Genomic DNA, 12,116 nt, shown 5'->3' with positions numbered 1-12,116 from the left:
ATTTTTATTCATGGAATACATCCCTGATCCGGTAAAAATCTTTGTTGTAGAAGACGATCCAGTTTATCTTAAACTCGTTCAGTACGTAGCCGAACTCAATCCTGATCACGTGGTAAAAACCTTTACCAATGGAAAGGACTGCCTTGATCATCTCCATGAAAACCCTTCGATCATTACGCTCGACTATTCTTTGCCAGATACTACAGGGGAAGAAATACTAAAAGCGATAAAAAAGTACAACCCCGATATTCATGTGATTGTCGTATCATCTCAGGAGAGTATAAATACTGCCGTGGAATTATTGAAACACGGTGCATATGACTATATCACCAAAGATAACGAGACTAAAGATCGTTTACTGAACACCTTGAACAATGCTAAAAAGCAAGACTCTCTAAAAGAGGAAATCTCGGTGTTAAAGGAAGAGATCGGTCAGAAATACGAATTCGATAATAGTATCATCGGTGAGAGTCCAGCAATACAGAAGATTTTCAAACTATTGACTAAAGCAGTCAAAACGAATATCACAGTTTCTATCACCGGAGAAACCGGTACAGGTAAGGAAGTTGTCGCTAAATCCATTCACTACAATTCCGATAGAAGTAAAAAGCCTTTTGTAGCCGTTAATATTGCTGCAATTCCTGAAAATTTAATTGAAAGCGAACTTTTCGGTCACGAAAAAGGGGCTTTTACTGGTGCACTAGCCCGTAGGAAAGGAAAATTTGAGGAAGCTAATGGAGGTACGATCTTCTTGGATGAAATTGGCGAAATGGACATTAACCTTCAAGCCAAACTTTTAAGGGCACTCCAAGAAAGGGAAGTGACTCGCATAGGTGGTAATGAAGTAGTTAAGTTCGAAACACGGGTGATTGTGGCGACGCACAGAAACCTAGCTGAAGAGGTGAAAGCGGGCAATTTTAGAGAGGACTTGTACTATAGGTTATTGGGTATCCAAGTAGAACTCCCACCGCTCAGGGATAGAGGGAAAGACATTCTGCTTATCGCAGAGCATTTTTTAAACACCTTCGCCAAGGAAAACAAGCTCTCGAAAATCAAGATTAGCAAAGAAGCTCAGAATAAATTGCTGAATTACCCTTTCCCCGGTAATGTGCGAGAGCTTAAGTCTATCATAGAATTGGCGGCGGTTATGTGCGACGATCATTCGATAGAAGAAGAAGATATTACTTTTAATGCTTTACAAAAGGAAGGGCAGTTCCTTTTAGAGGAGATGACCTTGAGAGATTACACCTTCAAAATCATTAAACACTTTCTCGATAAATACGACAATAACGTATTGAAAGTAGCCGATAAGCTAGATATCGGTAAATCGAGCATCTATCGGTACCTTAAAGAAATGGAAGAAGAATCATAAGATGACTGTCTGTGCTAGCATTTGCTCGATTCGCCAAAAAAGTACTTTTGGCTCTATCGGTTTTTGCAAAAACACCCCCACTCCACTGATTACTTTTTGTGCTTTAGCTGATTTCTCGTTTAAGCTAGACATAACAATTACTGGAATGGACCTTAAACGGGACTTTGACTTTAATAAGTCTATCAGTTCTAACCCATTCATCATCGGCATCTCGATATCAGTAATAATAAGGTCAGGTCTGTTACCAGCCGTCAGCCAAGCTTTTGCCTTCATTCCATCTTCCACACAATGCACAAAATAGTAAGGCTCCAAGAGATAAGTCAGCAGTCGGCGCGTCGTTAATTCATCTTCAATTATTAATAAACTGTTAGTTATAGGACTCATATTCAACGAGAACCTATTCTAAAAGTGTACCAGCACCATTCGGTTGAAAAATATGGCTATAACACGTTTAAAGTACTATGCTCATGGACAGTCCCTCATTTCAAGTCCCAAAGTCTTGACATTTTTCCCAAATGGAGAAAAAACCATCCATACCAATTGCTATTAATCTCCATTCATTTTTAGTTATGTTTGGCTAAACTATTTAGAAAATTATGCGCAAAATTCTCTTATCAATAACCGCCATACTTTGGGTAACATTTTCTTTTGCCCAAACCAAGCCACTGACTGAACTCACAGTCGAAGAAATCATGCAGGATCAGGCTAAATTTGTGGGCACCTCCCCTTCAAATGTTAGCTGGTCAAAAGACAGTAAAAACATATTCTTTACCTGGAGAAATAAGGACGAAGAATCGTCCAGTACTTTTAAAGTTGGTAAATCAGGAGGAGAATTGACAAAAGATGATGATCGCAGCGAAGGCTGGCCTTCTCGATATGTCTACAACAAAGATGAGTCTAAGATTATCTACGTCAAGGGTGGAGACATCTATATGATGGAGTTGAAGGGCAAAAAAGAAACGCAGATCACAGGAACGAATGTAAGGGAATCAAATCCGCAGTTCCATACTGATGACATTGTCACTTACATTGCCGATAACAACCTCTTTTCTGTAAACCTGAAAACAGGATTGATGAGACAACTTACCAACTTCACGATCTCGAGCAACGATGACGGACCTTCAAGAAGTAGAGCTTCTAACGGGAACAGTGGTAATAAAGATCAAGATGCATGGTTGAGAAAAGACCAACTTGAAACTTCAGCTATTCTAAAAGAAAGAAGAAATAGACCTAGAAACAGAAACCGTTTCAGAGGTGCTACTTTCGGAAACCAAGTTCAAGCGGCTGCCGACAGAAGAGACCGTGTCGAGCTGGATAACGTCAGAAACTTACAGCTCTCTCCTGATGGTAAATTCGTGAGCTTTAGTGTTTATAAAGCCCCGAAAAACCCAGCAAAAAATACGATTGTACCCAATTATGTAACCACAACAGGGTACACAACGGATTTGAGAGCACGAAGCAAAGTCGGTGGAGAACAAGGTCATAGCGAAATTGGAATTTACAGTGTCGAAGGTGACTCACTTTACATGGTTGATGTAGAAAAACTACCGGGAATCACTGATTTGCCTGATTATGTAAAGGACTACCCTGACAGAAAAGTGGAGAAGAAACCTCGACAAGTATCAGCCAACAATATTATTTGGTCTGAAAACGGAAAGTATGCGGTAGTAAACTTCGATTCTAGAGATAATAAGGATCGCTGGATTATGCAGCTAATGCCTGCCTCTGGAGAACTAAAAACTATTGATAGACAAAGAGATGAGGCATGGATTGCAGGTCCTGGCATCAGTTCATTTGCGGTAGGCTTCTTACCTGATAGTGAAACACTTTACTTCCAATCTGAGCGATCTGGATATTCACACCTCTACATTTATGACTTCAAAACGGGAACTCAGAAGCAGTTAACGGATGGAAATTATGAAGTCTACAATCCACGCGTGTCAAAAGACGGTTCTAAATGGTACTTCACAGCAAACATGAAGCACCCAGGTATTCGTCACTTCTATAGTATGCCAATTAAGGGTGGTAAAATCACTCAGATTACATCAGAAGACGGTAATAACAATGTATCACTTTCGCCAGACGAAAAGACTTTGGCTGTCCTTTATTCCTATATAGACAAACCAACCGAGCTTTATGTGCAGCCAAATAAACCTGGTGCAAAATGGACTAAAATTACTGATAGTCAACAAGAAGGGTTTAAACAATATGATTGGCATGAAGCCGAAATCATCACTTTTAAAGCAGAAGATGGAGCAGACGTGCACGCCAGACTTTACAAGCCTGAGAATCCAAATGGTGCAGGCGTAATTTTCGTTCATGGCGCGGGATATCTTCAAAATGTACACTATTGGTGGAGTAGCTATCAAAGAGAATACATGTTCAATAATATGCTAATGGCCAAGGGTTATACCGTACTAGACATTGATTACAGAGCCAGTTCAGGATATGGCCGTGATTGGCGTACTGGTATTTATCGACATATGGGAGGAAAAGACCTTTCTGACCAAATAGATGGCGCCAAATACCTGATGGAGGAGCATAATGTCGAAGCAGGCAGAATTGGAATGTACGGCGGTTCTTATGGCGGATTCATTACGTTGTTTGCCATGTTCCAGCACCCTGATATCATCAATTCAGGAGCCGCTTTAAGATCAGTAACGGATTGGGCGCATTACAACCATGGATATACTTCTAACATTCTCAATACACCTATTGAAGACCCAATCGCCTACAAAAGAAGCTCCCCTATTTACTTTGCCGAAGGTCTAAAGGGTGACTTACTCATTGCTCATGGTATGGTAGATACAAATGTTCACTTCCAAGACGTGGTGAGGCTAGCTCAAAGACTGATAGAACTTGGTAAAGACAACTGGGAAATGGCATTGTACCCAGTTGAAAACCATGGTTTTACAACGCCATCCAGTTGGACCGACGAGTACAAAAGGATTTATAAACTCTTCGATAGAACGATCGGAAAGAAATAAGCAGTTATTAAAGCAGATACTATCATGAAAAAGTTATTCTCCTTATTGATCATAGCCTCATTATTGGCTTGCGAAAAAACCGTTGAAGTCTCTTTAGAGAACAGGGGTTTAATTGCCGATAAAGCCATGGTAGTATCTGCTCATCCATTGGCATCTGAAGTTGGTAAACAAATTATGGAGCAAGGGGGAAACGCCATTGACGCTTCTATAGCTACACAACTTGCCCTAGCGGTAGTTTACCCTTCAGCTGGAAACATTGGCGGCGGTGGTTTTATGATTAGCCGCATGGCCAATGGAGACATTGATGCATTAGATTTCAGGGAAAAAGCGCCATTGGCCGGCGATCGAGATATGTACCTTGATGAAAACGGAGAGGTGATCCCTCGCGCCAGTGTAAGAGGGCATTTGGCCGCAGGCGTGCCTGGTACTGTTGCAGGTCTGGAGGCTGCCCATAGAAAGTATGGAAAACTAGACTGGAAAGCTTTGGTACAACCCGCAATAGATTTAGCAGCCAATGGCTGGGTGTTAACGGCCAAAGAGGCAAGTGGGCTTAATGGAAATCGAAACAACTTCATCGAGTACAATACTGTACAGCCCAATTTCTTTTTAGCAGAAGAAGGCCAACGCTGGAAAGAGGGAGATACGGTCAGTATTCCTGAATTAGCGGCCACGCTCACTCTTATAAGAGATCAAGGGAGAGATGGGTTTTATAAAGGACAAACTGCACAGCTGATTGTTGAGGAAATGGAAAGAGGAAACGGCCTAATTTCCTTGGAAGACTTAGAAAAATATCAAGCCGTGTGGAGAAAGCCAGTGACGGGTGAGTACCGCGACTACGGCTTTATTTCAATGCCCCCTCCTTCAAGCGGTGGTATTGCACTATCGCAACTACTGCACGCTGTAGAGCCTTTTAACCTATCGGAAATGGGTTTTCACAGCACCGAAGCCATTCACCTGATCGTAGAAGCAGAAAGAAGAGCCTATGCCGATCGTGCGGAACATTTAGGGGATCCTGATTTCTTTGAAGTACCTCAAGCAGGATTAATCGATAAGTCATACACTAAAAACAGAATGTCAGATTTTGACCCTACTCAGGCCACCCCGAGTAGCGAAATTAGCGCAGGTGCCCCTGCCCCACAAGAAAGTGAAGAAACTACACACCTTTCTGTGGTAGACCCTTGGGGAAATGCTGTTTCTGTCACCACCACGCTAAACGGCGGTATGGGTAGTAAAGTGTTCGTGGGCGGTGCAGGCTTCCTACTGAATAACGAAATGGACGACTTTAGCATTAAACCAGGTGTACCAAATAGCTACGGTTTAGTGGGTGGTGAAGCCAATGCTATCGCTCCAGAAAAGCGTATGCTAAGCTCTATGACACCAACCATTGTGACGAAAGACGACAAATTATTTATGGTTGTTGGAACCCCTGGGGGTTCGACTATTATTACCTCCGTTTTCCAAACAATTATAAACGTCGTTGACTTCGATATGACAATGCAAGAAGCCGTGCTGGCACCGAGGTTTCATCACCAATGGCTACCAGATGTTATCCAAGTAGAAAGGTCAGCTTTAGACAGTGCTCGTATGCAACCATTAATGGATATGGGGCACAAGTTTCGTCGGGTGGGAAAAATCGGCCGGGTAGACGCCATCTTAGTACTTCCGAATGGACAACTTGAAGGTGGTGCTGATAACCGAGGAGACGATACCGCAAGCGGCTATTAAGACAAGAGTCATCGGGTAAAGATGATTACCCATTTATCTTAGCCTATGTCCCCCATTTTTGGACCTGAAGAATAATAGTTTACCATTTAGATAAACTTTGATTTCCGTATTTTAGAGCATGCGCTGGTTAATCGGCTTCATGCTCTTTTCATCTTTTAGCCTGTACGGACAAAGTAGGTTGCCCCATTTCCATTCTGAGCTTCTGGAAGCAGTGGAAATAGATACGCTTCTAAAAAACTCACCTAGCGAATACTACATTCAAAAATATGAATATCAAAAATCGAGTGGTGAGCTAGTTGCCGACAATGTTATTTTACACTATTTCTTCAAAGGGAATTCACTGGATCATATCGATTTTGTAAAAGACAAGGAGGTCTTAAAATCCAATGCATATGATCAATACGGCCGTATCACACGGCAAGAGCGCTTTGACCCTAAAGAAAAGGTGAAGAAGCTTGAGTACGCCTATAATGATGAAAAAAGGATTGCTACGGAGACTGTTTATAGATATGCTGAGCAAATTCATTCCAGAAATGTTGTGCAGTACAACGACCACTATCAAGTTACTTCAAAAGAAGAATATCGTGGAGTAGATCGGCTGAGTAAATTTTGGGTTTATAAGTACAACGACCACTACGATCTAGTTTCTGATCAATATTTCGATGCATCAAGTCAGTCTAGAAATGGAAGAAGCAATAAATATATCCCTGTAGATTCTACTTACTTCATCCATCAATACGATGGCTTTGAAAGGAAGACAAAAACCTCAAAATATCACGAAAATCAATTGGCTTCTGAAACCATCTATTCTTATTTCCAAGATTCCACGGTTCAACAAGAGACCTTCTATAATTTTAACGGAAAGACGAGCGAGCAACATGTTAGAATAGCGCACGATTCATTAAAAATGATCGTAAGGGGCTTTTTCTATAATGGCGATACGAGTAAAGTAAGGTCCAGATTCAAAGAGGTATTTCTTTATGACGATTTGGTTGAATATGAGAAAAGAACCTCAAGTGGCACTTATGTCGACCGTTTCAAGACCTACTATGAGTATGACGAACTAGGAAATTGGATTCAGAAGATCACATATTCTAATGGTCTGGTCATTAGAAAAGAAGAGCGCACCATAATTTATTGATACTTTTACCCGCCGATTTAAACTTATAGCTGCATGGCCGAACCCCAGATTTTTCATCAAAGACTAATTGTAAAAGCAGAACATTTGGATGAATTAAATCATGTCAACAATGTTCAATATTTACAATGGGTTCAAGACGTTGCCAAAGGACACTGGGAAAAAGCAGCAAAAGAAGAATGGCTCGAAAACTTCGTTTGGGTTGTATTAAATCATTTTATTGAATACAAAAAACCAGCTTATCTAGGGGATAAATTACTCATACAAACTCATATCAATGAGTTTCAAGGTCCAAAATCAAATCGATTTGTGCGAATTACGAACGAAGAAACACAAGAGCTTTTAGTTCAAGCAAGTACTTGGTGGTGTATGTTACATGCTGATTCTCTGCGTCCTGCTAGAATCACCAGTGATATGATCGATTACTATGAAAAAAATCAGTAGCCAAGGCTACTTGATGATCACAAATTCTACTCTTCTGTTAATCTCACGAGCTGCCGCTGAATTACCACTATTCAAAGGTTTTTCACCACCATAGCCTACAAATTCAATTCTGCTTCCCGAAATCCCTTTAGAGATCATGTAGTCTCTTACCGTTTTTACTCTGGCCTCTGATAAATCCCTGAGTAGTTTGGCATCACCACGATTATCGGTGTGTCCTTCCAATCGAATGGCCATTCCTGGGTTGGCATTCATAAGACCGATAAGCTCATCGATCTGTTTCTGAGCAGTTTCAACATCTGAAAACTCGGCGCTAGCCCTTCTAAATAGTACATTTTCGATTTCAACTTTTGTACCTACTTCTTCGGCAACGAGAAGTAGTTCTTGTAGTCTAGAAGTACCTCTTTTAGCGGTAAACTTTCTTTCAAAGTTCAAAAAACCTTCTGCTTTTATGGATACAGTCAATTCTGTACCGGGAGCAAAACTCATTTGTAACATGCGGTTATCCACAAGCGTTTCATAATCTGAGGGAGAAGCTTTTTTTGTTATACCATTATATTCAAAAGTCACCTCTCCATCAACGTCTTCTAACGTTCGTTGATCCTTGATAACGAAAATCATGTCCACATCTGGCACAGGCACCTCAAGCGTATCAATAAGGATATCGGTTTGTGGTTGTGGCTCAGGTTCGTCCACGACAGGAGCATCGATGATCACAGGTTCTTCCTTATCGATCGGGAAACCGAATAAATCTCCAAAACCTTCACTATTCTGTGTTGAGGAAAAATAGGCTATAGTACCGCTAAAAGGTATCGCATACCCTTGTTCTACACCTTTGGTATTAATGGCATCGCCGAGGTTTTTCGGTTCCGACCAAGACTCCCAAGAATTCCCCTGTTTCTCGGTTACAAAAATGTCCCTACTTCCAAAGCCCTCATGGCCATTAGAAGTAAAGTATAATGTCTTATTATCTGACCCCAAATAAGGCGTCCATTCTTCAGCATAGGTATTGATGTTCTCCCCTAAACCTTTTGGCTGACTCCATTCCCCATTTGCGCCTTTTAAAGAGTAATACAAGTCTTCGTTTCCTTCAGTGTTATACGAAATGATAGACATGATCAGCACGCTTTCATCTCTTGAAATTGTAGCACTAATATGCGCTGAGCTATTTGAAAAGTATTTTATGGGCAACAATTCAGGTTCTCCCCATGAATTGCCCGACTTTTTAGCTACCGCAATTCCATTTTTCAATTTACTCCCTGCCCTTGCCGTTTTGTCAAAGAAGTTTAGCAAATAGAGACGTTGACCATCTGCACTAAATCCAACTATACCATTTAGTCCTGGATGATTAAGCTCAGGTCCTGCATGCACCGGTCTTGACCAACCATCTCCCGATTTTTGAGCATACCAAATATCTCCTTGATCGAGCACTCCACCAATGTTAGCTGGGTGGCCCGCTCTGGTAAAGTACAACCTTTGGCCATCGGGACTCAGCATTGGCGAATGTTCGTCATAAGATGAGTTGATACTATCCAATACCACATGTGCTGTTTGTTGCGCCTTTAGACTGGAAAGAGCCAACATTAGCATGAGGCACAAAGACAAAATATTTCTAATACTTCTTAATTTCATCAAGCTACTTTTACTAGAAACCCAATCCGATGTTGAGGACCATTGTAATGGGTTTCAAAAAATACTGTGCAAGATAAATAAAATGATTGAAGTAAGTCTATCGCAATAGGAAAGCACCGTTGTCAAAAGAAGATTTCTTGTGCCAAACGATAAGTATTTGCATGTGACTCAACAATATGGGCGATACGTTCGGAGTATCCCCCTCCCATACTAACTGCTACGGGAATCCCGTGTCTCTTGCAAGATTCTAAAACCATTCTATCTCGGGTTTTACAACCTTCAATCGTCATACCTAGCCTTCCAAGTTTATCAGTTGCTAGGACATCGACACCAGACTGGAAAAAGATATAATCTGGTTGAAACAGATCAAGTATAGAATTCATTTGCTTATCCAAGATTGACAAATAGGTTTTGTCATCAGTTCCGTCTTCCAACCCTATATCAAGATCAGATTTCTCCTTATGCATGGGGTAATTTGATTGTCCGTGCATGCTAAAAGTGAAAACACGAGGTTCATTGGCAAAAATCTCGGCGGTACCATTTCCCTGATGCACGTCTAAATCAATCACTAAGACTTTGCTGGCCAAGTCCTTATCCAGCAAATGATGAGCAGCAATAGCTATGTCGTTTAATAGGCAAAACCCCTCACCTCTATTCGTAAATGCATGATGTGTACCGCCAGCAATATTGAAGCTTATACCATTTTGCAAGGCATATAGCGCACACATAACCGTACCATTCATAATAACGATCTCTCTGTCCACTAGCGCTTTGGATAGTGGAAAACCAGTCCTTCTTTCCTCTTGCCGCGTAAGTGTTTGCTCCTTTAATTTTTGCCAGTACTCGGCATCGTGGGTTCTGAGAATTTGACTTTCTGTGAGTGGTTTTGGGGCAAAAAAGTTGTCTTGAGCTATTGTTCCCTCATATAAAAGTTGCTCTGGAAGTAAGTTATACTTCTCCATAGGAAACCTATGCTTATCAGGTAAGGGGTGCGCATATATTTCAGACCAAGCTATCTTGAGCATATCAACTTTATTACTTAAAGCCAAAAATCACCAAGTTGTTTTCATTTTGCAATGTCAATTTGAAAGTAAAACAGGGATAGCTCAAAAAGGTGACGATCAATAAAAAAGCCAAACTCAATAAGTCTGGCTAGTGATTAACTTCTTACTTGCTTTACTTAGTCCTCTGGATCGAATTGAAAAGAATAGAGTGTTTCATCAAGTTTTATAGCATCAGCATTGAAGTCTTTGATAAACTTTTCGATCGACTCGTGGGTAACTTTTTCGATGTTTAATCCAACGTCGAGACCTATTCCAAAATCGATATGCTCATCGACATCAATATGTTCGCTTACTTTTATGGCATCCTCCTCTTCCAGTTCATCCATTACTTCAGTAAGGTATAAACCGATTTCTTCTTCCAAATCATCTAATGGTTCGATATCCCCATTCTCATCTTCTTCATAGGATATCTTCTTAAAATCAGGGAATTTTTGAGCCACCTTATGTTCGGCCATTTCATGTATTTCACTACTATGCTGAAGTCTGAGTGTATAAAGTGCTGCATCAAAAATCACTTCCTTCCCATCATGCTTTCCGATGAAGTAAAAATTCATAAAATCATCTGAATTATCTTCTGATTCTATGACTACATAAGATTGATCAGAACCTATCTCGGCCCTCATTTTTTCAATTTCAGTTGGGTCAAAACCGCTATTAGATTCCATATTAATTGTGTTTAGCTGTACTTAATGGCTCTGTTTAAATGTTAATTTGAATTTCTTTTTTCAATCTTTCAACTCTTTGGTTGAATAATGCGGGATCGTAATCTACACCTTCATATAACATAGCATTTAAATATGCCTTGACTTCATCTGAATGCGCGGTAGTACGACTTGTGTTCATCCCCACATACTTTAAAGTACTCCACATTACTGTCTTTAGGTGACTTTTGTACTCATCTAGCATTAAATACTCTACAACAATCGTGTTATCGTCGAACCAAATAAGTCGAGTAATAATTTTGACCCATTCACCTAAATTAGCAGGCTTTAAATAGGCAATATGATGGTTATAAACTACCCAATAGGCCTCTTGTGACCGAATCAGATCCATAATTTCAACGCCATATAAACCAGGGACTTGATCTTCTCGAGCGTTAAAGAAATAATCGAAGTATTTAGCATTATTCAGATGCTTTAACGGATCGCAATCCTGAAATCTAATAATTACTCTTGATTCGGTTTCTTTAGCGTATTCTCTGTGTGGGTCGACTATGAACATTACAAATACTTTTCTTGAATAACTTTTACATGATGCGCAGAGTGCCCTGCAGTTAATCCTGCTAATGCTCGGACAGTTACTTTCGAGCCGCTAGCTTCACCTACTTTCATACCATCGGCTTCAGTCATATGATCGAATAACAGAATAGACGCTTTTCTTAAGGCTAAAAACTCTTCTAAGAGTGAAGACAAAGTGCGCGATTGTGCTCCGCTATTTTCTTGGTAAACATCTTGGTCCATACCAGGAAGCGACTGGGTTTCACCTCGTGCAATACACATAGCCCGATAGGTGAAAATTCGCTCGATATCATTGATGTGGTTCAAAACTTCTTTAATCGACCACTTCCCTTCAGCGTAGCGATAATTGCCTTGATCTTCTGATAAATCTCGAAAAAAGGCTTCTGTAGACGCCAACTGTTCTTTTAGAATTGGAACAATTTCGTCAGAATGAAGCTGATCTATATAAGGTTGGTAGAAAGGGTTGTATTCGGAGATTTCTGGCTTTCTGATCATAGTTTCAAGTTATAAAAAATAGGG

The 12,116-nt window shown here is 40.5% G+C and carries 11 protein-coding genes; 5 read left to right on the top strand and 6 right to left on the bottom strand.

Annotation, left to right across the window (positions count from 1 at the left end):
• The first annotated feature begins 10 nt into the window (after nucleotides 1–10).
• Nucleotides 11–1,372 (top strand): sigma-54-dependent transcriptional regulator, encoded by a 1,362-nt coding sequence (locus tag BFP71_RS12685; RefSeq protein WP_069835837.1) that lies wholly within the window; start codon nucleotides 11–13, stop codon nucleotides 1,370–1,372.
• Here BFP71_RS12685 and BFP71_RS12680 read toward each other — a convergent pair.
• Complete coding sequence (locus BFP71_RS12680; protein WP_069835836.1) at nucleotides 1,367–1,756, bottom strand: response regulator; 390 nt, start codon at nucleotides 1,754–1,756, stop codon at nucleotides 1,367–1,369. The genes BFP71_RS12685 and BFP71_RS12680 overlap by 6 nt on opposite strands.
• Nucleotides 1,757–1,968: 212 nt before the next feature.
• Here BFP71_RS12680 and BFP71_RS12675 point away from each other — a divergent pair, with 212 nt between their 5' ends.
• From BFP71_RS12675 to BFP71_RS12660, 4 genes are all read left to right on the top strand, one after another.
• Nucleotides 1,969–4,359, top strand: coding sequence for a S9 family peptidase (locus BFP71_RS12675; RefSeq protein WP_069835835.1), 2,391 nt, complete (start codon nucleotides 1,969–1,971; stop codon nucleotides 4,357–4,359).
• A 24-nt stretch (nucleotides 4,360–4,383) separates the two neighbouring features.
• Nucleotides 4,384–6,084, top strand: a complete 1,701-nt coding sequence (gene ggt / locus BFP71_RS12670; RefSeq protein ID WP_069835834.1) for a gamma-glutamyltransferase — start codon at nucleotides 4,384–4,386, stop codon at nucleotides 6,082–6,084.
• A 118-nt stretch (nucleotides 6,085–6,202) separates the two neighbouring features.
• Nucleotides 6,203–7,225 (top strand): hypothetical protein, encoded by a 1,023-nt coding sequence (locus BFP71_RS12665; RefSeq protein ID WP_069835833.1) that lies wholly within the window; start codon nucleotides 6,203–6,205, stop codon nucleotides 7,223–7,225.
• Between the two features lie 33 nt (nucleotides 7,226–7,258).
• A complete protein-coding gene (locus BFP71_RS12660; protein WP_069835832.1) occupies nucleotides 7,259–7,666 on the top strand; it encodes an acyl-CoA thioesterase in 408 nt (135 codons plus the stop codon).
• A 6-nt stretch (nucleotides 7,667–7,672) separates the two neighbouring features.
• On the opposite strand, the gene BFP71_RS12655 is transcribed toward BFP71_RS12660, so the two are convergent.
• The 5 genes from BFP71_RS12655 to BFP71_RS12635 all read right to left on the bottom strand — a co-directional run bounded on the left by BFP71_RS12655 (nucleotide 7,673) and on the right by BFP71_RS12635 (nucleotide 12,092).
• Nucleotides 7,673–9,295 (bottom strand): OmpA family protein, encoded by a 1,623-nt coding sequence (locus BFP71_RS12655; RefSeq protein ID WP_088125016.1) that lies wholly within the window; start codon nucleotides 9,293–9,295, stop codon nucleotides 7,673–7,675.
• 122 nt (nucleotides 9,296–9,417) lie between these two features.
• Entirely contained in the window at nucleotides 9,418–10,320 is a 903-nt protein-coding gene (locus BFP71_RS12650) for a histone deacetylase family protein (protein ID WP_069835830.1), read from the bottom strand.
• Nucleotides 10,321–10,475: 155 nt separating this feature from the next.
• Nucleotides 10,476–11,024: a hypothetical protein gene (locus BFP71_RS12645; RefSeq protein ID WP_069835829.1), complete on the bottom strand. Its 549-nt coding sequence runs from the start codon at nucleotides 11,022–11,024 to the stop codon at nucleotides 10,476–10,478.
• A gap of 34 nt (nucleotides 11,025–11,058) precedes the next feature.
• Nucleotides 11,059–11,580, bottom strand: coding sequence for an acyl-CoA thioesterase (locus tag BFP71_RS12640; protein WP_069835828.1), 522 nt, complete (start codon nucleotides 11,578–11,580; stop codon nucleotides 11,059–11,061).
• On the bottom strand, nucleotides 11,580–12,092 hold the full coding sequence (locus BFP71_RS12635) for a DinB family protein (RefSeq protein ID WP_069835827.1): 513 nt from the start codon (nucleotides 12,090–12,092) through the stop codon (nucleotides 11,580–11,582). Before BFP71_RS12635 ends, BFP71_RS12640 begins: the two co-directional genes overlap by 1 nt.
• Nucleotides 12,093–12,116 lie beyond the last annotated feature (24 nt).

Origin of the sequence: Roseivirga misakiensis (genome assembly GCF_001747105.1) — a bacterium.
GTDB classification, from domain to species: Bacteria; Bacteroidota; Bacteroidia; order Cytophagales; family Cyclobacteriaceae; genus Roseivirga; species Roseivirga misakiensis.
This window is presented reverse-complemented; position numbering and strand designations above follow the sequence as displayed.